This is a genomic window from Acidovorax sp. GW458-11-26-14-TSB4, assembly GCF_059423865.1.
The window spans coordinates 179,718-199,773 of the sequence record NZ_JBWKYR010000002.1; the positions used below are offsets into that span (position 1 = coordinate 179,718).

A 20,056-nucleotide genomic window follows, 5' to 3' on the forward strand; every position below is an offset into this window, starting at 1 on the left:
GCAAAGGCCCCCCATGCAATCGATCCGTACCGCGCTCACCGGCGCCCTTCTCGTCCTGGCTGCGGGCACATCCGCCCTGGCCGCCACCGACTACAACAAGCCCCCGGCAGGCGACGCCCAGTACCGCCAGTGCCTGGGCTATGCCGCCAAGCTCTACGAGGGCGGCGACGAGAAAAGCCCCATCAAGGGCCAGACCAAGGCCCAGGCCTGGTGCACCTGCATGTGGAACGAGACGCCCGACGACTTCAAGGGCAACCTCGTGACCTTTGCCGAAACCCGCAAGGGCAAGGAAACCAACAAGATCTGCGAGAAGCACTCGGACTGGAGCGAATGAGCCGCTCGCCTGGCAGCACGCCAACGCAGCCAGCCGCCTTCGGGCGGCTTTTTCATGCCGGCGTGGGCTCAGGCGGGCTCGTCTTCACCGTGCTCTCGCCCGGGCAGCGCCAGGTTCAGGCCCACGGCCACCAGCGCGCCCACGGTGATGCCCGAGCCGAAGACCTCGCGCACGAAGGCCGGCAGGCGCCCCAGCAGCTCGGGCCGCACCGTGACGGCCAAGCCGCAGCCCAGCGAGACGGCGATGATGAGGGTGTTGCGCCGCGAGGGCGCGGTGCTGGCCAGCATGCGGATGCCGGCCGCGACGATCATCGCGAACATCATGAGCCCCGCACCGCCGAGCACGGGCTGCGGAATGGTCACCACCAGCGCGCCGAGCACCGGAAACAGCCCGGCCAAGAGCAGCATGACACCGGTGAGCGTGACCACGTGGCGGCTGGCCACGCCGGTGAGCGAGACCACGCCCACGTTCTGCGCGAAGGTGGACAGCGGCGGGCTGGACATCACCGCCGCGAAGGCCGAGCCCACGCCGTCGCACAGGATGCCGCTGGCCAGGCGCTTGCCCGGGATGGGCGTGCGCGTGGCCGCACCCAGGGCCATGAAGGTGCCCGTGGTCTCGACGATGGTGACCAGGAAGGCGATGGACATGGCGAAGATGCCCGAGACCGGAAACGCCATGCCGAAGTGCAGCGGCTGCGGGATGGCGAACACCGGCGCCTCGCGCACCTGGGTGAAGTCGATCAGGCCGAGCGCCAGGCACAGCACATAGCCGCTGGCGATGCCCAGCACCACGGCACTGGCCGAGACCACGCCCTTGCCCCACTGCACGAAGGCGATGACCAGCGCGAGCACGAATCCAGCGATGGCCAGGTGGCCCACGGCGCCATAGTCGCTGGCGCCCACGCCGCCGGCCGCCCAGTCCACCGCCACGGGCGTGAGCGACAGGCCGATCAGGGTCACGACCACACTGGTGACGGTGTGCGGGAAGAAGCGGCGTATCACCGGCATGAAGAAGCTGCCCACGATCATCACCAGCGAGCCCACCAGCGAAGAACCCAGGATGCCGGCCACGCCATGCTCCAGGCCCACGCTGATGCCCGCGCCGACAAAGGCGAAGCTGGTGCCCATGACGCAGGGCAGGCGTATGCCCACCGGCCCGACCCCCTTGCACTGGATGATGGTGACGATGCCCGAGCCCAGCAGCGCGGCATTCACCAGCGCCACGATCTGGTCGGCCGGTAGCTTGAGCGCGCCACCCACCACCAGGGGCACGGCGATGATGCCGCCGAGCGCGGCCAGCAGGTGCTGCAGCGACAGCAGCACCGTGGTGGCGATCATCGGTGGACGGTCTTCCACCTGGTAAAGCAGTTGTTGTTCCATTGTCTTGTCTCCTTGTTGGCCCTTTTGCAGGGCACTTGTCGTCATGTGAGGAATGCGGTCACTGGTGGGGCGCGTTGCCGGGGCTCCTTGCGTGCGATGGCGGGCGGCATGCGCCCAGGATGAACCGGGCCCGCCCGCAAAGGGCAGCCTGGTGGTGGGTGGATCGGTGGATAAAGCGATCAGTGGCCGGCCGAGGCCCGCTCGAACAGCGTTTGCGCCAGCGCGTTGTGGCGCCCCAGTACCACGGGCAGATCGGCCGTGAGCAGGCGGCCGCGCTCGACCACCACACGGCCGTTGATGACGCTGGTGTCCACGTGGGACGGCGTGCAGAACACCAGGGCCGCCACCGGGTCGTGGCCTGCGCCGGCATAGCCGACGGCCGACATGTCGAAGGCCACGAAGTCAGCCGACATTCCGGGCGCCAGCGCGCCGATGTCGTCGCGGTTGAGCACGCGCGCACCGCCCAGGGTGGCGATCTCCAGTGCCTCGCGCGCGCCCATGGCGGCCGGGCCATGGCCCACGCGCTGCAGCAGCAGGGCCTGGCGCGCCTCGCCGAGCATATGGGCACCATCGTTGGAGGCACTGCCATCCACCCCCAGGCCCACGGGCACGCCGGCATCGCGCATGGCGCGCACGGGCGCGATGCCCGAGGCCAGGCGCATGTTGGAGCAGGGACAGTGGGCCACGCCCGTGCCGGTGCGCGCGAACAGGGCAATGCCCTCGGGGTCGAGCTTGACGCAGTGCGCATGCCATACGTCGCGGCCCACCCAGCCCAGGCTCTCGGCGTACTGCGCGGGGGTCATGTCGAACTTCTCGCGCGAGAAGGCCACGTCGTTGTCGTTCTCGGCCAGGTGGGTGTGCAGCGACACGCCGTGGGCACGCGCCAGCAGGGCCGACTCGCGCATCAGCTCGCGCGTCACCGAGAACGGCGAGCACGGCGCCAGCACCACGCGCAGCATGGCGTGGCGCGAGGCGTCGTGGTACTGCTGGATGAGGCGCAGGCTGTCGCGCAGAATGGCCTCTTCCTCCTCCACCACCGCATCGGGCGGCAGGCCGCCCTTGCTGCGCCCCAGGCTCATGGAGCCGCGCGCGGCGTGAAAGCGCATGCCCATCTGCTGCGCGGCGGCAATGGCGTCGTCCAGGCGCGCGCCGTTGGGGTAGATGTACAGGTGGTCGCTGGTGGTGGTGCAGCCCGAGAGCATGAGCTCGGCCATGGCCGTCTGGGTGGAGACATGCACCATCTCGGGCGTGAGGTGCGACCACAGCATGTAGAGGTTGGTGAGCCAGGAAAACAGCTCCGCATCCTGCGCCGCGGGCACGGCGCGCGTGAGGCTCTGGTACATGTGGTGGTGGGTGTTGACCAGGCCGGGCAGCAGCACGCGGCCGCGCATGTCCAGCACCCGGGCCCGGCCTTCGTCGGCCGTGCGGCGGTATTCCAGCGGCAGCTCGGCCGTGGGGCCCACCCATTGCACGGCGGGGCCGTGGGCCACCAGGGCGCCATCCCGGATCTCGCGGCGCTGCGCGTCCATGGTGACGAGGACATCGGCGTTCAGGGCGATCAGGGGGGTCGGCGTGGTCTGTGTGCTCATGGGGGGCGGCTTCGCTTGTTGTGCAGATGCGGTGCCGCCAGTCTAGGAAGGCCGATGCCCACGCGATAGCGCCAAATTGCGCTCGGGGTGTCCACAAAATGTGGACAGTCGCAGCCCGCTCAGCGCGCGCCGGCGTACAGCCGCGCCAGGGCATCGCCGATGTTGGCGCCCATCAACTCGGCCGCGGGGCTGAGCTGCCCCTTGGCACGCGCCGCCAGCACCAGGGTCTGGCGCGCCAAGTGGGCGTCGCGCAGCGGCACGAAGACCAGGGCGTTGCGCGCGCGCTCTTCCATCACGTCCAGCGGATTGAGCAGGGCAATGCCCTCGCCCAGCACCACCAGGCGCAGGATCAGCGCCACCGAGGTCGACTCGGCCACGGGCGTCACCGTGATGGCATTGCGCGCAAAGGCCTCATCGAGCAGGGTGCGGATGGTCAGCTGCGGCGCCGGCAGGATGAGCGCATGGCCGATGCAGTCGCTGAGCAGCACCGAGGACTGGCGCGCCAGCGCATGCCTGGGCGGCACCACGGCGCCGATGGGCCATTCGCTGGCCGACAGCGTGCGCAGCGCGGGCTTGAGCGACAGGTCGTAGCCCAGGCCCAGCTCGGCCTCGCCGCGCTCCACGGCGGCAGGGATCTCGGTGATCGGCAGGTCGATGGTGCGCACCGCGATGCCCGGGTAGCGCTGGCGGAACGCATGCACCAGCGAGGGCAGCAGCGAGCCCGCCAGCCCCGCCGTGGTGGCCACGGTGATCTCGCCGCGGCGCTCGTCCTTGAACTCGGCGATGCGCTCGCGCAGCGCGGCGTGCTCACGCAGGGTGCTGCGCACATGGGCCAGCACCATCTCGCCCAGCGGCGTCAGGCGCAGGCGGTTGTGGATGCGGTCGAACAGCGGCGCGCCCAGCTCCGCCTCCAGGTCCAGGATCTGCCGATTGACCGCCGTGGGCGCGACGTGCAGGTGCTCGGCCGCCTTGCGGATGGAACCGCGGCGGACCACTTCGTCGAGGTAGCGCAGAACTCGGGCGTGCATGGCGCGCAGGTTACCCGGTTTGCCGCCAAGTGCTGCAACCAGCGGACTGCTAGCGCTTGCCCGACCTCAGCGTGCGGCTGAGCAATATCACCGGCACCAGCCCCACGGCCACCAGCGCCAGCGAGGGCAGCGCGGCCTCGCCCAGGCGCTCGTCGCGCGCGAGCTGGTATGCCACCACGGCCAGGGTGTCGCTGTTGAAGGGGCGCAGCACCATGGTGGCGGGCAGCTCCTTCATCACGTCCACAAAGACCAGCAGCGCCGCCGCTGCGGTGGAGCGCTTGAGCAGGGGCCAGTGCACGCGCGCCAACAGGCCGGCGCTGCCGGTGCCCAGCATGCGTGCCGAGTCGTCCAGGCTTTGCGGGATGCGCGCATAGCCGCTCTGCATGGACTGCAGCGCCACCGCGCAAAAGCGCACCAGGTAGGCCCAGACGATGCCCGTGACAGTGGCGGTGACCAAGGCGCCCAGGCCCCACTGGGGCGCGGCGGCCTGCAGCCAGCCCACGGGCAGCAGCAAGCCCACGACAATGACGGCGCCGGGCACGGCGTAGCCCAGGCTCACCAGTTGCACCACGCCGCGCGTCACGGCGTCGGCGCTGCGGCGCACGGCAAAGGCCAGCGCCAGCGCCACGATGACGGCCAGCACGGCGGTGATGGCGCCCAGGCGCACGCTGTTGCCGGCCCATTCGATGAAGCGCGCCCAGGGCAGTACCGACCAGTCGGCCGCCAGCGGGCGCAGCATGAACACCACGGGCGCGACAAAGCCCATCAGCACCGGCAGGCCGCACACGGCCCAGGCCAGCAGGCGGCGCCCACCGCGCAGCGCCATGGGCTGCGCCTCGGCCGAGCCCGCGCGGCCCAGGCCGGCGGCAAAGCGCATGCGCTTTTGCGCCCGGTGTTCCAGGTGCAGCAAGGCCATCACCACCACCAGCAGGATGGTGGCGAGCTGCGCGGCGGCGAGCCGGTTGTCCATGGACAGCCAGGCCTTGTAGATGCCGGTGGTGAAGGTCTGGATGCCGAAGTAGCTGGCCACGCCGAAGTCGGCCAGGGTCTCCATGAGCACCAGGGCCACGCCGGCGGCCACGGCCGGGCGCGCCAGCGGCAGCGCCACGGCGCGGATGCGGCGCGGCAGCGGTGCGCCGAGCAGGCGCGCGGCCTCCATCAGGTGCGCGGCGCGCTCGCCCAGCGCGGTGCGCGCCAGCAGGTACACATAGGGGTAGAGCGAGAAGATGAACACCCAGACCGCACCGCCCAGGCTGCGCACCTCGGGCAGCAGCCGGCCTTCGAGCCCGAAGGTGGCGCGCAACCCCACCTGCAGCGGGCCGCTGAACTGCAGGAAGTCGGTGTACGCATAGGCCGTGACATAGGCCGGCATGGCCAGGGGCAGCAGCAGCAGCCATTCGAAGGCGCGCCGGCCCGGGAAGTCGAACAGCGTGACCGCTGCCGCTGCGGCCGTGCCCACGGTGGCCGCGCCCAACGCCACCAGCACGCTCAGCCACAGCGTGGTCCACACATAGCCGGGCAGCACGGTGGAAGCCATCTCGCGCAGGATGGGGCCGGCCAGCGCGTCGGCCTGCCCGATCGGCAGCCACGAGGCCAGCACCGCCAGGACGGGGAGCACCAGGATGCCGGCGAGCAGGACCAGGGGAATGGTGTGGATGCGAAAAGGTGTGCGGCGCAAGGCGAAAAGGCTCGGCAAAGGGGTCAGGGCATGCCGGCCCCGCGCCCGGGGCGGCAGGGGAGTTCGGAAATGCAAATGCGAATTTTAAGCATTTGGCCCAGGCAACCTAAAATGGGACCATGTTCCTAGAGGTCTCCCAACTTGAAGTGCGCTATGCCGGCCGCCCCCGCGCGGCGGTGCAGAACGTGTCCCTGGGCCTGCGCGCGGGCGATATCGGCGTGCTCATCGGCCCCTCGGGCTGCGGCAAGACGACCTTGCTGCGCGCCGTGGCCGGGCTCGAACCCGTGTCGGGCGGGCAGATCAGCCTGACGCAGAAGGTGGTCAGCAGCGCCAGCGTGAGCGTTGCGCCCGAGCAGCGGCGCATCGGCATGGTGTTCCAGGACTATGCGCTGTTTCCGCACCTGTCGGTGGGGCGCAATGTGGCCTTCGGCATCCACCACCTGCAGCGCGCCGAGCAGGCGGCGCGCGTGGCCGAGGTGCTGGCGCTGGTGGGCCTGGCGGGCAGCGAGCAGCGCTTTCCGCACGAGCTGTCGGGCGGGCAGCAGCAGCGCGTGGCGCTGGCGCGCGCGCTGGCACCGCGCCCGCAGCTCATGCTGCTGGACGAGCCGTTTTCGAACCTCGACGTGGACCTGCGCGAGCGCCTGGCGCACGAGGTGCGCGGCATCCTCAAGGCCGCGGGCGCCACGGCCCTGTTCGTCACGCACGACCAGCTGGAGGCCTTTGCCATCGGCGACGTGATCGGCGTGATGCACGAGGGCCAGCTGCACCAGTGGGACGATGCCTACACCCTGTACCACCGCCCGGCCACGCGCTTCGTGGCGGATTTCATCGGCCACGGCGTGTTCGCGCCCGCCACGCTGGTGCAGCGCGGCAGCAACGTGGTGGCGCAGACGCCCGTGGGCGAGCTGACCGACCTGGCCGAGTGCCCCCTGCCCGCGAGCTACCCGGGCGGCGAATGCGATGTGCTGCTGCGCGCCGACGACATCGTGCACGACGATGCCTCGCCGGTGCAGGCGCAGATCGTGCGCAAGTCGTTCCGCGGCTCGGAGTTCTTGTACACCCTGCGCCTGGCCAACGGCCAGACCGTGCTGGCCCACGTGCCCAGCCACCACGACCATGCGCTGGGCGAGTGGATCGGCATACGCGCAGAGGCCAACCATGTGGTGACATTCCCGCGCGAAGCGCAGCCCGCCTGAGCGGCCGGGCCGCGCTTCACCGAAACGTCACGGCGCCGTCACGCAAGACGGCAAGAATCGGTTGCAATTCGTAGTATCACCGGTTCCTGCATGTCTTCTCTTGCCAGTCGCCCGGCCGCTGGAGCCTCCGTCCAGGCGGTACCGCCATCCTTCCGTCTCACCCACTGGGGGGCCAGCGCATGAACGGCCCCGATTTCGAACGCTTCCAGGCCAACGCGCAGGACTGCGGCGTGCTGTTCTACTACGCAGGCGAGTTCACCCCGGCCGTGGTGGCCGCGGCGGCCGACTCGCTCAAGCAGCGTCTGGCCACCGAGGACGCCTCGGGTCCGGCCAAGCGCAAGCTGTTCTCCACCTTCGTGGAGATGGCGCACAACATCCTGCACTATGCCGTGCCGCCCGAAGACGGCGCAGCGCCGGCCGCTGATGGTGCGGCCACTGCGGCCCCCGGCCCCAAGGGCGCCATTGGCGTGGGCAAGGACCTGCCCGGCGATGGCCAGGAGGCCGAGGCGGCCCCCGCGCAATACTGGATCGTATGCAGCAACGCGGTGGACATCGCCCATGTGCCGCGCCTGACCGACAAGCTCGACACCCTGCGGGCCATGAGCCTCGAAGAGATCAAGCAAAGCTACCGCGAGCAGCTGCGCAACCCCGACCACAATGCCAATGACACGTTGAGCAAAGGCGCCGGCCTGGGCCTGTTGACGATTGCACGCGATGCCAGTGCACCGCTGGAATACAGCTTTGCCTCCACGCCGGAGACCGAGGGCCGCACGGCACAGTTCCACGTCAAAGCGCGGATTTGAACAGGTGCGTCCGCAGGGGGCGCCAGTTCAATCGAGAAAGCGCCCTGCATGCTCAGGGGCCGGCACCATGCACACCTCCGACCGCCCCCAGATGCGGTAGCGGTTGCGCGCCACCCAGCGGTACAGCGCGTCGCGCAGCGGCGCCGGCACCAACCAGCCCACCCAGGCCAACCGCCAGGGCCAGCCCAGACGGTGCAGCACGCGCAGGATGGCGGCCGTGTGCTGCCAGCTCTTGCCGCCCTCCATCACCAACAGGGTCTGCAGGCCCTCACCGGCCGACAGGCCCGCCTCGCGCAGCAGGCGCCCGCCCTCCTGCCCCTGCATGGACGCAAAGCGGATGCGCCCCTGCCGGTCATGGCGCAGCAGGAACTGCACCCATCCGTTGCACAGCAGGCACTTGCCGTCGAAGACGACGATCATGGCATGGGAGGCACCCGCAGGTGCCCCTGGTAAGCCACCACACGGCCGATCCAGGGCACGCTGGCCTGCACGTCGAAGTGCAGCTCGTCATCGCCCTGCCCCGTCTCGCGCGCCACGATGGCCGGCTGCAGCCAGCGCGGGCACGGTATGCCCAGGAAACACATGCGCACCAGGCGCATTTCCAGCCGGCCGCCCTCCACCGCCGACAGGCCGAAGCGCAAGCGCGCCGCGCCCATGTGCTCCTCGACAAAGCCCGGTGCCTCGCGCAGCGTGGAGCGCATGGTGCGCATGGGGAAGATGCGGGTCCAGACCTCGGCGGCGGGCGTGGCATCCAGCTCGAAACGGATCGCCCCATGCCCTGCCTGCTGCGGCGCCCCCAGCCCCCAGGCCAGCACACGGCCCAGCAGCGATGCAGGGGCCTGCACCTGCACTTGGCCGTGCAGCACCTGTGGTCCAGCCAGGCGGTGAAAACGCGCCACGGGAGAAGCCAGCCGATCAAAGTCACCGCCCATGACGCGCTGGTACAGCGTGGCGGGTGCGGTGGAGGCAATGGAGTCGTTCATGGATCCGGGGGATCAAGGACAAGAGACTGCGTGCATCCAGTCTACCTGCCCTGCAACGCAGGCAAAAAAATGCGGGCCGGCGCCCGCTCATGCCGCCATGGTGGCCTGCATCAACCTTTGGGCTTGCGCTGGAGCGCTTCCAGTGCGTTCAGGTCCACCTGCGACAGCATGCCGCGCAGGTCCTGCACGCCCACGCGGTCGCCTTCGATGCCGACCACCACGCCGTTCTTGAGCACCGTCTTGAACTCGGCGCGGCTGCCATCCTTGCGGTAGCTTTGGTGCAGCGTGCGGCCATTCTCCTGCCAGGTCTTCTCGGCGCTGTTCTGGTCTTCCTTCTCGCCCTGGCCCATGCCCATGGCCAGGGCCGCCATCTGGCCCAGGCCGCCGATGTCGATGATCTCGATGCGAACGCGCTTGTCGCCGCTGCCATAGGAGGCGCTGGCCTGGCTGGTGGGCAGGCCCAGGGCCGCGCCGTCCTGCACGTCAAAGCCCGTGCGCGGCAGATCGGCCAGCTTCTCTGGCAGCGCGGCCTTGAGCGACTGGGCCGCTACGGCCTGGCCGCCACCCATCATGCCGGCCGCAGCAGCCACGGCACCGCTGTTGGCGGCGGCAATGGCGGCAGGGTCCTGGCTCTTCTGGGCCTTTTCCATCTGGCGCGCGGCCTCTTCCATCTTCTTGCTAGCGGCTTCCAGGCCGGCGGTGTCGATGGTGACCTTGCCACCGGGGGTGTTCATGGTGATGGCCGGCGCGTCCGAGGAGCCGCTGAACATGGCGGGGCCGCGCGGCGCGAACAGCGTGCTCACCGCGCCGATGACGATGCCGACCACGACCCCGGCCACGATCACCACCGCCGTGTAGGCGATCGACTTTTCGGGATTGTTCTTCATCAGCACCGGCAGACCCAGGTACACCAGGTAGATGGAGTACAGCGCCGTCAGCAGGCCCAGTATCGACAACAGGGGCAACAGGGTGAAGATGCCGCCCAGCAGCGCCGCCGTGCTGCCGTAGACCGCGACCTTGAGCGCCTGGATCTGGTTCTTCTGGCCACCGAAGGTGGGGGCCAGCGCATCGATGATGAGGCCGAGCACGAACACACCCACCAGGCTCAGCACGTACGAGACCACCATGTTGGTCAGGCCCCAGAGAATGGGCACCCGCATGGTAAAGCCGAAGCCCCCCACACCGATCAGCGACATGCCGATGAAACCGCAGACCGCGGGGATCACCGCCAGGATCATCAGGTACTGGGTGTACAGGCCTGCCACGTCGGCAGGCTCGGACTCGATGGTGGCCCAGGTCTCCTGGGGCTTGAGAAGAATGCTCTTGACGCGTTCAATCAGGTTCATGGTGGCCTCCCCGGCGCAGTGAATGGACGACGCCTGCACTTCACCATGAACGCAGGCCTGTCGACTGGTGCGGACGATAAGGCAATCAGGCTGCGTTTGAGCCGCCCACCTCTGCGCCCTGCCGTTGCAAACGTGGAATATGCACGGTTTCGGACAGGCAGGCTACTCCGGCTGTCCGAACTGGCCGCAACGGAAGAACGGCAAGGCGCGCCCCAGCGCAGGGCCTGCGCCAGAGGCTGCGGTTATCAGCCCTGCACAGGTGGAGCAGCCACCGGCTCGCGCGGCGTCTCGGAGGGCGATTGGGAGGGTGGCGGCTCCGGCGTCTGGGCCGGGGTCTGGCTGGGCGGGGCCGCAGGGGTCTGCTGCGGCGTTGTGCTGGTGCTTGGCATCGGAGGCTGGTAGGGCGACGATGCGGGTGGAACGGCAGGCCGCAGCCCCGGCACGATGGCAGGCGTGTTGACGCCCTGGGCGTTTGCAATGGCGGCACCGGCCACAAAGGCCCAGAAAGCCGCTTGCCGGAAGATTGCTCGCATCATGGTGGATCACGCTCCGTAGGCCGGGAAGGATGGAACCACTATGGGGCAAACCACCGGGCCCGGTCTGTCGGACAACATCGCCAAGCCGGGCGCCTGCAGGGTACGAAGGTTCCGCCCGGCCGGTCGGCCTCAGAAAGCGTGGCGCACGCCCCCGGCCACGCCGCTTTGCAAGCCGCCTGCGGCAGGCGCCCCTGCGCAAAGGCGAGGTGGACATCGCCCTGGGCCCATGCCCCCGGATTGCCGCCCGGCGAATTCGTGGTGGAGACCCTCATGCCCATCACCACCACCGAGACCCCCAAATGCAGGATGAAATGCCATTGCAGGGGAACCCAGGCGCCCGCCCGTGCATCGACCCTTGTGACTGCCACCCAGCCCCGCCCCCTGCGGCACGGCAATTGCAAGCGCCCCGCCCATGCACCACCAGGAACCCGATTTCTTCCACAACGTCCGCGACGAACTCAAGGACGGCCGGCGCTGGCTGGACCGCTCCATCGTGCTGGCCTATGCCTGCGCGGCCGGGCTATGCGTGGTGGCGTTCACACTGCTGGCCGATGCAGCCTTCGAGCTGTTCATGCACATCTACCGCTGGCAGGGCGGCTGGGCCGTGCTGCTGTGGATGCCGGCCGTCACGGCGGCCGTGGTGTGGGCCACGCGGCGCTGGGCGCCAGGGGCGGCGGGCTCGGGCATCCCCCAGGTCATGAGCGCGCTGGACCCGGCGCTGCAGCCGGGCTGGCGCGGGCGCTTCGTTTCGCTGTGGCTGTCGTTCGCCAAGATCGTGCTGGCCAGCGCGGGTTTCCTGGCGGGCCTGTCCATCGGGCGCGAGGGGCCGTCGGTGCAGGTGGCTGCGGGCGTCATGCACCATGCGCGGCGCTGGTTCGACCCGCGCTCGGGCATCACCGCGCATGCGCTGCTGGTGGCCGGCGGCGCGGCCGGCATCGCGGCGGCCTTCAACGCGCCGCTGGCCGGCGTGGTGTTCGCCATCGAGGAGCTGTCGCGCAAGCTGGAGTCGCGCAGCAGCGGCGTCATCATCGCCGCCATCGTGCTGGCGGGCTTGATGGGCGTGTCGGCCTTCGGCAACCTGAGTTACTTCGGCCGCATCCAGGTGCCGCGGCTGGACTGGGACGCCCTGCTCCCCGGCCTGGCCGTCACGCTGGCGTGCGGCGTGCTGGGCGGGCTGTTCGCCAAGCTGCTGGCGGCCTCGCTCACCGGCACCGGCGAGCGCGCCTGCCGGCTGCGCGCGCGCTTTCCGATCCGCTTCGCGGCGCTGGGTGCGCTGGTGGTGGCCGTGATCGGCCTGGTCACGGGCGGGGCCACTTTCGGCGCAGGCTCCGAAGCGGTCAAGCACATGCTGGCAGGCCAGGCCGACATGCCGGCGTTCTATGTCACGCTCAAGTTCATCGCCACCTGGCTATCGGCCTGGCTGGGCGTGCCCGGCGGCATCTTCGCGCCCTCGCTGTCCATCGGCGCGGGCGTGGGGCACAACGTGTCGCTGCTGCTGGGCAGCGACATCGCTCCCGCCCTCATCGCCATGGGCATGGCCGCCTTCCTCGCGGCTGTCACGCAGGCACCGCTCACGGCCTTCATCATCGTGATGGAAATGGTGGACGGCCACGCCATGGTGCTCAGCCTCATGGCCGCCGCCATGCTGGCCAGCCTGGTCTCGCGCATGCTGGCGCGGCCGCTGTACGAGACGTTGGCGCAGGCCATGGTGCAGTCGGTGGCGGTGCCGCCACCATCCGAGTCCACAGGCCCCGCGCCCGTGCCGCCTACCTCGCCTGGCGCCACGGCTGCGCACCGATGACACTGGGCGACAGCAGCGCCCCACGGATCTGCACCACACCACGCGCCTGCGCCCGAACGCATACCCCGCCAGATGCGAGGGCAGCTCGGGCTTCTCGCTCTCAGCTGCGCCGTAACCGGTCCACAGCCCCCTGCAGATCCTGCGTGAACACGCGCCGATCCCGCCCCGCGGGCAGCTGCGGCTCGCCATAGTGCACCACGGCCTCGATGGCCGGGGCGCTCAGGGTGCGCCAGAGGGAGCCGACCAGGGTTTCGTCGCCGATGTAGCTGGGGGCGAAGCTCAACTCGCCCGTGGTGCGGTCCACGAAGCGCAGGCCCACGGGCTGCACGGGGGCGTTGGCGGCCACGGCGGCCTGGATCAGATTGGCGTGGAAGGGCAGGATCTCGCGGCCGTCGCCGGTGGTGCCTTCGGGGAAGACGCCGAGCACCTCGCCGCGCTCCAGCGACTCCTGCATGGTGCGCACCATGCGCAGGGCGTCGCGGCGCGAGGCGCGCTCGATGTACAGGGTGCCGGCGGCAGTCGCCAGGCCGCCGATCAGGGGCCAGGCCTTGACGTCGGACTTGGAAACAAAGCGGCAGTGGCGCGCAGCGTGCATCACCGGGATGTCGAGCCAGGAGATGTGGTTGGCCACCAGCATGACCGGGCCGGTGACCGGGGGCTGGCCCAGCAGGCGCAGCGAGATGCCGGCCTTGGCCAGCAGTTCCATGGACCAGGCCTGCACGCGGGCGTGCTGCTGGTCGGGCGAGAGCGCAGGAAAGCGCAGCGCCACGATGGCCATGCCCTTGAGGATGTGGCCCAGCATGCGCACGAGGCGCCATATGGCGCGCAGGGCCCTCATGGCAGCACCGTCATTCGCATGGAGCCGGCTCAGCCGCCGCGGTCGAAGGCGACCTGCCCGCCGACCAGGGTGGTGCGCACGCGGCCGGGCAGCTCGTAGCCCAGGAAGGGCGTGTGCTTGCCCTGGCTGCGCAGGGCCTCGCCCTGCACCGTCCAGGCGGCAGCGGGGTCGAAGATGCACAGGTCGCCCACGCCGCCTTCGACGATCTTGCCCACGCTGGCCTGCAGGGTGCCCAATGCGCCGCCCAGCACGCGTGCAGGCTCGCTGGTGACGACGGCGAGCGCACGCTTGAGCGGCACGCCGCTGTCCTGCGACCACTTGAGGGCCAGGCTGAGCAGCAGTTCCAGCCCGGTGGCGCCGGGCTCGGCCTCGGCGAACGGCAGGGTCTTGGCGTCTTCGTCCACGGGGGTATGGTCGCTCACCAGCACGTCGATGGTGCCGTCGGCCAAGGCGGCATTGAGCGCATCGCGGTCGCGCTGCTGGCGCAGTGGGGGCGACAGGCGGGCGCGGCTGTCGAAGAAGCCGATGTCCACATCGGTCAGGTGCAGGGAGTTGATGCTCACGTCGGCCGTGACCTTGAGGCCCTCGGCCTTGGCGCGCCGGATCAGCTCCACGCCCGCGGCGCTGCTGATGCGGCACAGGTGCACATGGGCGCCGGTGCTGCGCTGCAGCTCGAAAATGGTATGCAGGGCAATGGTCTCGGCCGCCACGGGCACGCCCGAGAGGCCCAGGCGCGTGGCCAGCGGGCCGCTGGCAGCCACGCCCTTGCCCAGGTGCAGGTCCTGCGGGCGCAGCCATACGGTGTAGCCGAAGGTGGCGGCGTACTGCAGCGCGCGCTGGGTGACCTGGGTGCTGGCCAGCGGTACCTCGGCCTGGCTGAAGCCGACGCAGCCGGACTCGGTGAGTTCGGCCATCTCGGTGAGCACCTCGCCGGCCAGGTTGCGCGTGAGCGCGCCCAGCGGGAACAGGCGGCTCTGGTGCAGCTTCTCGGCGCGGAACTTGAGCATCTCCACCAGGCCGGGCTCGTCGAGCACGGGGTCGGTGTCGGGCGGGCAGACCAAGCTGGTCACGCCACCGGCCACGGCCGCGGCCATTTCGGATTCGAGCATGCCTTCGTGCTCGTGGCCGGGCTCGCGCAGGCGCGCGGCCAGGTCCACCAGGCCGGGCAGCACGTAGCAGCCGGCGGCGTCGATCACGCGGTTGGGGGCAAAGTCGGGCGGCACGCGGTTGATGCCGACGATGCGGCCCGCGGCCAAGGCGATGCTGCAGGTCTGGTCAAAGCCGGAAGCGGGGTCGATCACCCGGCCGTTCTGGATGAGTATCTTCATGCTTCATTTCCTGCAACGATGGACATGACGGCCATGCGCACTGCGATGCCGAAAGTGACCTGCGGCAGGATCACGCTCTGCTTGCCGTCGACCACGGCGGAGTCGATCTCCACGCCGCGGTTGATGGGGCCGGGGTGCATGACGATGGCGTCGGGCTTGGCCAGCCGAAGCTTTTCCTGCGTGAGGCCGAAGCTCTTGAAATACTCCTGGCTCGACGGCAGCAGCGCGCCGCTCATGCGCTCGTTCTGCAGGCGCAGCATGATGACGACGTCGGCGTCCTTGATGCCCTCTTCGAGCGTATGGCACACGCGCACGCCCATCTGCGACATGTCGGACGGCACCAGGGTGCGCGGGCCCACCACGCGCACCTCGGCGCAGCCCAGCGTGGTCAGGCCGTGGATGTCCGAGCGCGCCACGCGCGAATGCAGCACGTCGCCCACGATGGCCACGGTGAGGTTGCTGAAGTCCTTTTTATAATGGCGGATGGTGTACATGTCCAGCAGCCCCTGCGTGGGGTGGGCATGCCGGCCGTCGCCCGCATTGATGACGTGCACGTGGGGAGCCACGTGTTGGGCGATGAGGTAGGGTGCGCCCGATTCGCTGTGCCGCACCACGAACAGGTCGGCCGCCATGGCCGACAGGTTGGCGATGGTGTCGAGCAGCGATTCGCCCTTGCTGGCCGAGCTGCGCGCGATGTCGAGGTTGATGACGTCGGCCGACAGGCGCTTGGCCGCGATCTCGAAGGTGGTGCGGGTGCGCGTGCTGTTCTCGAAGAACAGGTTGAACACGCTCTTGCCACGCAAAAGCGGCACCTTCTTGACCTCGCGATCGCTGACGCTCACGAAGTTGGCGGCGGTATCAAGGATGTGCGTGACGATGTCGCGCGGCAGGCCTTCGATGGACAGCAGGTGGACCAGTTCGCCATTGCGGTTGAGTTGGGGGTTGCGCTTGTGCAGCACGGTCAGGCCTCCCGGGCTTGGTGGACTTGGAACTGGAACCCGCCCTGGGCGTCGCGCGCCAGGGCCAGCGATTGCGTGGCCGGCAGCGCCACGCGCGCGGCGGCGAATTCGGCGTGCACGGGCAGCTCGCGCCCGCCGCGGTCCACCAGCACGGCCAGGCGCACGCTGGCGGGGCGGCCGTAGTCGAACAGCTCGTTGAGCACCGCGCGGATGGTGCGGCCGGTGTACAGCACGTCGTCGAGCACGATGATGTCGGCACCGTTCACATCGAAGGGCAGCGCGGTCTGCGCGCCGGCCGCGAGGCCACGCTGGGCGAAGTCGTCGCGGTGCATCACCGACGAGAGCACGCCGGGGGCGCCCGCGAGGCCCAGGTCCTTCTGCAGGCGCTCGGCCAGCCAGGCGCCGCCAGAGGCGATTCCCGCCAACTGGGTGCTGCCCGGGTTCACCATGCTGCGCACGCCGCGCAGCAGCTCGCGGTACAGGGCCTCGGCGTCGAGCACCAGGCTGCCGGACGGTGAAGGTGAATTGGGCGTCGTCATGGTGGAAGATTCCTCAAAAACTGTTCCAGGATGATGCAGGCCGAGGCGGCATCGGCATCCTTGGCACCGCCGGCGATGGCTTCGGTGGTGCTGTAGCGTTCATCGACCTCGAACACCTGCAAACCAAAGCGGCCGCGCAGCTGGCGCCCGAACTTCAGGGCGCGCTCGGTGTTTTCGTGGCTCGCGCCGTCGGGGTGGTAGGGCACGCCGATCACCAGGGCATCGGGCTGCCATTCCTTGATGCGCAGGGCCACCTGCGCAAAGCGCGCGTCGGCGCCCTCGGCCTTGATGGTCTCCTGCGGGCTGGCCGTGCGCAGCATGCGGTTGCCTGAGGCCACCCCCGTGCGCTTGGCGCCGAAATCGAAGGCAAGAAAGGTCTGGAAATGCGCAGGAACGGCAGGCTGAACGGGCAAGCCGGTCATGCGTGCCCCGCCTCGGGCGAGAGCATCCAGGCCTGCAGGCCCAGAAGGCCCAGCGCGCGGTCGTAACGCTCGGTCACAGGGGTGTCGAAAATCACCGACAGATCGGCGCCCACGGTGAGCCAGGCATTTTCGGCCAGTTCGGACTCGAGCTGGCCCTCGCCCCAGGACGAATAGCCCAGGGTGATGAGCACGCGGCGCGGACCGGCACCGGTGGACAGGGCTTCGAGCACGTCCTTGGAGGTGGTCATCTCCAGGCCGCCGGGGATGGTCATGGTGGAGGCGTAGACCGACTCGTCGTTTTCGGCCCGGTCCATGAGCATGGGCTCGTGCAGCACGAAGCCGCGCTCGGTCTGCACCGGGCCGCCCTGGAACACGGGTTCGGCGCGCAGGTCCTCGCGGCGCAGGGACAGGTCGACCTTGTCGAACAGGCCCTTGAGCGTGATGTCGCTGGGCTTGTTGATGATGAGCCCCAGGGCGCCACGCTCGCTGTGCTCGCACAGGTAGACCACACTGCGCGCGAAAGACGCATCCTCCAGACCGGGCATGGCGATCAGGAAATGGTGCGTCAGGTTGATGGGCGCAGAATCGATAGACATATTGGCCAATTTTAACGGTGAACATGGAGCCCTCTTATTCCACCGGTCTCGTCTGGTTCCGGCGCGACCTGCGCGCCAGCGACCACGCGGCCCTCTACCACGCGCTGACCCAATGCCGTGCCGTGCACTGCGCCTTCGTGTTCGACACGGAAATCCTCGATCCGCTGCCCAGAAAAGACCGGCGCGTGGAGTTCATCCGCGAGTCGCTGGTCGAACTCGACGAGCGGCTGCGCAGCCTATCGGGCCATGCCATGGGCGGGCTGATCGTGCTGCACGCAGTGGCCAGCGACGCCATTCCCGCCCTCGCGAAGGAGCTCGCGGTCGATGCGGTCTACACCAACCACGACGACGAACCGCAGGCCCTGGCCCGCGACAGCCGGGTGCGCACGCGGCTGGCGGCGGCCGGGCGGGCGTTTCACACCTCCAAGGACCACACGGTCTTCGAGCGCGACGAGGTGCTGACCCAGACAGGCAAGCCCTATAGCGTGTTCACGCCGTACAAGAACGCCTGGCTCAAGAAGCTGGATGCCTTCTACCTCAAGAGCTACCCGGTGGAGCGCCATGCCAAAGCCCTGGCAGCCCGGCCCAAGGCGCATGCCCATGCAGTGCCTACATTGAAAGCGCTGGGATTCGAGCCCTCGGACCTGAACCGGCAGGCCCTGCCCACGGGCGCCAGCGGGGCGGACAAGCTGTTCGAGGACTTTCGCCAGCGCATTGCGCGCTATGGCGAGGCGCGGGATTTTCCGGCCGTGAAGGGGCCCAGCTACCTGAGCGTGCACCTGCGCTTTGGCACCATCTCGCCGCGCCTGCTGGCGCGCACTGCCCACGGGCTGATGGTGCAAGGCAATGCAGGGGCGGCCACCTGGCTGAGCGAGCTGATCTGGCGCGATTTCTACCACCAGATCCTGGCCCACCACCCGCATGTGGTGGGGCACAGCTTCAAGCCGGCCTACGACGCCATCGAATGGGAGCAAGGGCCCCATGCGAAGGAGCTGTTCGCAGCCTGGTGCGAGGGCCGCACAGGCTACCCGCTGGTGGACGCCGCCATGGCGCAGATCAACCAGACGGGCTACATGCACAACCGCCTGCGCATGGTGGTGGCCAGCTTTCTGGTAAAGGACCTGGGCATCGACTGGCGCTGGGGCGAGGCGTACTTCGCCACCCACCTCAACGACTTCGACCTGGCGGCCAACAACGGCGGCTGGCAGTGGGCCAGCTCCAGCGGCTGCGATGCACAGCCCTACTTCCGCATCTTCAATCCCGTGAGCCAGAGCGAGAAGTTCGACGCCCGGGGCCAGTTCATCCGCAAGTACCTGCCGCAGCTGGCCTACCTGCCCGATGCGGCCCTGCACGCACCATGGAAGGCCACGCCGCTGGAGCTGCAGGCGGCCGACGTGGTGCTGGGAGAAAACTACCCGCACCCCATCGTGGCGCACGACGAGGCGCGTGAGCGCACGCTGCAGCGCTATGCGGTGGTGAAGACGGCAGCAGACTGAAAGCGCACCCGCGTGCGCGGCAGGTCAGAAGCGCGAGATGGGGTCGCGCGGCTTTTCGGCCATTTGCATGCCGCCGTCATCGATGGCCAGACCGTTGCCGGCCGCCAGGCGCAGGCGCAGGGTCACATCGGTGCGGTTGTCGGCATTGGCCACGGCCTCGGCCGGGGTGATGGTGCCGGCTTCCACCAGGGCCAGCAGCGATTGGTCGAAGCTGCCCATGCCCTGCTCGCTGCCGCGGATGATGGCGGTCTTGAGCTCGTCGACCTGGCCCTTCTGGATCAGATCGGCCACGAAGGGGGTGAGCAGCATGACCTCGGTGGCGGGCACCAGGGTGCCCTTGACGCTCTTGATCAGGCGCTGCGCAATGACGGCCTTGAGGCTCAGCGACAGGTCCATCAGCAGTTGCTGGTGGGCCGTCTCCGGGAAGAAGTTCAGGATGCGCTGCACCGACTGGCTGGCGTTGTGCGCGTGCAGGGTGGACACGCACAAGTGGCCCGACTGCGCATAGTGCAGCGCATGCTGCATGGTGGCGCGGTCGCGGATTTCGCCGATCAGGATCACGCTGGGCGCCTCGCGCATGGCGCGGCGCAGGGCTTCGTCGTAGGACAGGGTATCGAGGCCCACCTCGCGCTGGGTCACCAGCGATTTCTTGTGGTTGTGCAGGTACTCGATCGGGTCCTCGATGGTGAGGATGTGGCCGTTGGCGTGCTCGTTGCGGTGGTCCAGCATGGCCGCGAGCGTGGTCGTCTTGCCCGAGCCGGCGGCCCCCACGGTGAGGATCAGCCCGCCGTTGAGGAAGGACAGTTGCTTGAGCACCGGCGGCAGGCCGAGCTGGTCGAGCTGCGGAATGTGCGAGACCACATGCCGCACCACGATGCCGACCTGCCCGCGCTGCATGTGGATGTTGAAGCGAAAGCGCTCACCATCGGGCGTGGTGTACGACAGATCGCACTCCATGGTGGCCTCGAACTCCTCGCGCTGCGCCTTGCGCATCACCGAGTAGGCCATCACGCGGATGTCTTCGGCGCCCATGACCTGGCGCGAGATGGGCACGTACAGGCCCTGGCGCTTGACCGTGGGCGAAGCGCCCGCCAACAGGAACAGGTCGGACGCGCCCTCGCGCGCGACCAAGGCCAGGCAGGCAAGCAGGCGGCTGTCGCCACCGGGTGAAGTCGACTCCATCGGGTTCTCTGGTTAGGCAGTGG

At 69.2% G+C, this 20,056-nt stretch carries 20 protein-coding genes; 5 read left to right on the forward strand and 15 right to left on the reverse strand.

Annotation, left to right across the window (positions count from 1 at the left end; translation table 11 throughout):
- Window positions 1-13: 13 nt before the first annotated feature.
- A complete protein-coding gene (locus tag AC07X5_RS07335) occupies window positions 14-334 on the forward strand; it encodes a hypothetical protein (protein WP_409960714.1) in 321 nt (106 codons plus the stop codon).
- Window positions 335-402: 68 nt separating this feature from the next.
- Here AC07X5_RS07335 and AC07X5_RS07340 read toward each other — a convergent pair whose 3' ends face one another.
- The 4 genes from AC07X5_RS07340 to AC07X5_RS07355 all read right to left on the reverse strand — a co-directional run bounded on the left by AC07X5_RS07340 (window position 403) and on the right by AC07X5_RS07355 (window position 6,008).
- Window positions 403-1,713, reverse strand: a complete 1,311-nt coding sequence (locus AC07X5_RS07340; protein WP_494769599.1) for a uracil-xanthine permease family protein — start codon at window positions 1,711-1,713, stop codon at window positions 403-405.
- Window positions 1,714-1,892: 179 nt separating this feature from the next.
- On the reverse strand, window positions 1,893-3,302 hold the full coding sequence (locus AC07X5_RS07345; RefSeq protein WP_494769600.1) for an 8-oxoguanine deaminase: 1,410 nt from the start codon (window positions 3,300-3,302) through the stop codon (window positions 1,893-1,895).
- Between the two features lie 119 nt (window positions 3,303-3,421).
- Entirely contained in the window at window positions 3,422-4,330 is a 909-nt protein-coding gene (locus tag AC07X5_RS07350; protein ID WP_494769601.1) for a LysR family transcriptional regulator, read from the reverse strand.
- A 49-nt stretch (window positions 4,331-4,379) separates the two neighbouring features.
- On the reverse strand, window positions 4,380-6,008 hold the full coding sequence (locus AC07X5_RS07355; RefSeq protein WP_494769602.1) for an ABC transporter permease: 1,629 nt from the start codon (window positions 6,006-6,008) through the stop codon (window positions 4,380-4,382).
- Between the two features lie 119 nt (window positions 6,009-6,127).
- Here AC07X5_RS07355 and AC07X5_RS07360 point away from each other — a divergent pair, with 119 nt between their 5' ends.
- On the forward strand, window positions 6,128-7,204 hold the full coding sequence (locus tag AC07X5_RS07360) for an ABC transporter ATP-binding protein (protein WP_409960719.1): 1,077 nt from the start codon (window positions 6,128-6,130) through the stop codon (window positions 7,202-7,204).
- A gap of 179 nt (window positions 7,205-7,383) precedes the next feature.
- A complete protein-coding gene (locus AC07X5_RS07365) occupies window positions 7,384-8,007 on the forward strand; it encodes a DUF6272 family protein (protein WP_409960720.1) in 624 nt (207 codons plus the stop codon).
- 27 nt (window positions 8,008-8,034) lie between these two features.
- On the opposite strand, the gene AC07X5_RS07370 is transcribed toward AC07X5_RS07365, so the two are convergent.
- From AC07X5_RS07370 to AC07X5_RS07385, 4 genes are all read right to left on the reverse strand, one after another.
- Window positions 8,035-8,427, reverse strand: coding sequence for a thiol-disulfide oxidoreductase DCC family protein (locus AC07X5_RS07370; protein WP_494769603.1), 393 nt, complete (start codon window positions 8,425-8,427; stop codon window positions 8,035-8,037).
- Window positions 8,424-8,990: a DUF4166 domain-containing protein gene (locus tag AC07X5_RS07375; protein ID WP_494769604.1), complete on the reverse strand. Its 567-nt coding sequence runs from the start codon at window positions 8,988-8,990 to the stop codon at window positions 8,424-8,426. Before AC07X5_RS07375 ends, AC07X5_RS07370 begins: the two co-directional genes overlap by 4 nt.
- Window positions 8,991-9,100: 110 nt before the next feature.
- On the reverse strand, window positions 9,101-10,336 hold the full coding sequence (locus AC07X5_RS07380; RefSeq protein ID WP_494769605.1) for a Yip1 family protein: 1,236 nt from the start codon (window positions 10,334-10,336) through the stop codon (window positions 9,101-9,103).
- Between the two features lie 245 nt (window positions 10,337-10,581).
- Window positions 10,582-10,872, reverse strand: coding sequence for a hypothetical protein (locus tag AC07X5_RS07385; protein WP_409960724.1), 291 nt, complete (start codon window positions 10,870-10,872; stop codon window positions 10,582-10,584).
- A gap of 412 nt (window positions 10,873-11,284) precedes the next feature.
- Between AC07X5_RS07385 and AC07X5_RS07390 the strand changes: the two genes are divergently transcribed.
- On the forward strand, window positions 11,285-12,673 hold the full coding sequence (locus AC07X5_RS07390) for a chloride channel protein (RefSeq protein WP_494769606.1): 1,389 nt from the start codon (window positions 11,285-11,287) through the stop codon (window positions 12,671-12,673).
- A 100-nt stretch (window positions 12,674-12,773) separates the two neighbouring features.
- Here AC07X5_RS07390 and AC07X5_RS07395 read toward each other — a convergent pair whose 3' ends face one another.
- From AC07X5_RS07395 to AC07X5_RS07420, 6 genes are read right to left on the reverse strand one after another with little or no spacing between them, the layout of a single operon-like run.
- On the reverse strand, window positions 12,774-13,511 hold the full coding sequence (locus tag AC07X5_RS07395; RefSeq protein WP_494769607.1) for a lysophospholipid acyltransferase family protein: 738 nt from the start codon (window positions 13,509-13,511) through the stop codon (window positions 12,774-12,776).
- 29 nt (window positions 13,512-13,540) lie between these two features.
- Complete coding sequence (locus tag AC07X5_RS07400) at window positions 13,541-14,839, reverse strand: dihydroorotase (RefSeq protein ID WP_494769608.1); 1,299 nt, start codon at window positions 14,837-14,839, stop codon at window positions 13,541-13,543.
- On the reverse strand, window positions 14,836-15,798 hold the full coding sequence (locus tag AC07X5_RS07405) for an aspartate carbamoyltransferase catalytic subunit (protein ID WP_494769609.1): 963 nt from the start codon (window positions 15,796-15,798) through the stop codon (window positions 14,836-14,838). Before AC07X5_RS07405 ends, AC07X5_RS07400 begins: the two co-directional genes overlap by 4 nt.
- 2 nt (window positions 15,799-15,800) lie before the next feature.
- A complete protein-coding gene (gene pyrR / locus AC07X5_RS07410) occupies window positions 15,801-16,337 on the reverse strand; it encodes a bifunctional pyr operon transcriptional regulator/uracil phosphoribosyltransferase PyrR (protein WP_409960729.1) in 537 nt (178 codons plus the stop codon).
- Window positions 16,334-16,759 carry a Holliday junction resolvase RuvX gene (gene ruvX / locus AC07X5_RS07415; protein WP_409960730.1) on the reverse strand — a complete coding sequence of 142 codons (426 nt, stop codon included), beginning with the start codon at window positions 16,757-16,759 and terminating at the stop codon, window positions 16,334-16,336. Before ruvX ends, pyrR begins: the two co-directional genes overlap by 4 nt.
- Window positions 16,756-17,355: a YqgE/AlgH family protein gene (locus tag AC07X5_RS07420; RefSeq protein ID WP_409960731.1), complete on the reverse strand. Its 600-nt coding sequence runs from the start codon at window positions 17,353-17,355 to the stop codon at window positions 16,756-16,758. The genes ruvX and AC07X5_RS07420 overlap by 4 nt, the downstream gene beginning before the upstream one ends.
- Window positions 17,356-17,378: 23 nt before the next feature.
- Between AC07X5_RS07420 and AC07X5_RS07425 the strand changes: the two genes are divergently transcribed.
- Window positions 17,379-18,851 (forward strand): cryptochrome/photolyase family protein, encoded by a 1,473-nt coding sequence (locus AC07X5_RS07425; protein WP_494769610.1) that lies wholly within the window; start codon window positions 17,379-17,381, stop codon window positions 18,849-18,851.
- 24 nt (window positions 18,852-18,875) lie between these two features.
- Here the strand turns inward: AC07X5_RS07425 and AC07X5_RS07430 are convergent, their stop codons facing one another.
- Entirely contained in the window at window positions 18,876-20,033 is a 1,158-nt protein-coding gene (locus AC07X5_RS07430) for a PilT/PilU family type 4a pilus ATPase (protein ID WP_409960733.1), read from the reverse strand.
- Window positions 20,034-20,056: the final 23 nt, after the last annotated feature.

Coding starts and splice junctions, on each gene's coding strand:
- AC07X5_RS07350 (WP_494769601.1), bottom strand. CDS start 4,330: ATGCACGCCCGAGTTCTGCGCTACCTCGACGAAGTGGTCCGCCGCGGT.
- AC07X5_RS07335 (WP_409960714.1), top strand. CDS start 14: ATGCAATCGATCCGTACCGCGCTCACCGGCGCCCTTCTCGTCCTGGCT.
- AC07X5_RS07340 (WP_494769599.1), bottom strand. CDS start 1,713: ATGGAACAACAACTGCTTTACCAGGTGGAAGACCGTCCACCGATGATC.
- AC07X5_RS07360 (WP_409960719.1), top strand. CDS start 6,128: ATGTTCCTAGAGGTCTCCCAACTTGAAGTGCGCTATGCCGGCCGCCCC.
- AC07X5_RS07400 (WP_494769608.1), bottom strand. CDS start 14,839: ATGAAGATACTCATCCAGAACGGCCGGGTGATCGACCCCGCTTCCGGC.
- AC07X5_RS07390 (WP_494769606.1), top strand. CDS start 11,285: ATGCACCACCAGGAACCCGATTTCTTCCACAACGTCCGCGACGAACTC.
- AC07X5_RS07345 (WP_494769600.1), bottom strand. CDS start 3,302: ATGAGCACACAGACCACGCCGACCCCCCTGATCGCCCTGAACGCCGAT.
- AC07X5_RS07380 (WP_494769605.1), bottom strand. CDS start 10,336: ATGAACCTGATTGAACGCGTCAAGAGCATTCTTCTCAAGCCCCAGGAG.
- AC07X5_RS07385 (WP_409960724.1), bottom strand. CDS start 10,872: ATGATGCGAGCAATCTTCCGGCAAGCGGCTTTCTGGGCCTTTGTGGCC.
- AC07X5_RS07395 (WP_494769607.1), bottom strand. CDS start 13,511: ATGAGGGCCCTGCGCGCCATATGGCGCCTCGTGCGCATGCTGGGCCAC.
- AC07X5_RS07375 (WP_494769604.1), bottom strand. CDS start 8,990: ATGAACGACTCCATTGCCTCCACCGCACCCGCCACGCTGTACCAGCGC.
- ruvX (WP_409960730.1), bottom strand. CDS start 16,759: ATGACCGGCTTGCCCGTTCAGCCTGCCGTTCCTGCGCATTTCCAGACC.
- AC07X5_RS07430 (WP_409960733.1), bottom strand. CDS start 20,033: ATGGAGTCGACTTCACCCGGTGGCGACAGCCGCCTGCTTGCCTGCCTG.
- AC07X5_RS07365 (WP_409960720.1), top strand. CDS start 7,384: ATGAACGGCCCCGATTTCGAACGCTTCCAGGCCAACGCGCAGGACTGC.
- AC07X5_RS07420 (WP_409960731.1), bottom strand. CDS start 17,355: ATGTCTATCGATTCTGCGCCCATCAACCTGACGCACCATTTCCTGATC.
- AC07X5_RS07370 (WP_494769603.1), bottom strand. CDS start 8,427: ATGATCGTCGTCTTCGACGGCAAGTGCCTGCTGTGCAACGGATGGGTG.
- AC07X5_RS07425 (WP_494769610.1), top strand. CDS start 17,379: ATGGAGCCCTCTTATTCCACCGGTCTCGTCTGGTTCCGGCGCGACCTG.
- pyrR (WP_409960729.1), bottom strand. CDS start 16,337: ATGACGACGCCCAATTCACCTTCACCGTCCGGCAGCCTGGTGCTCGAC.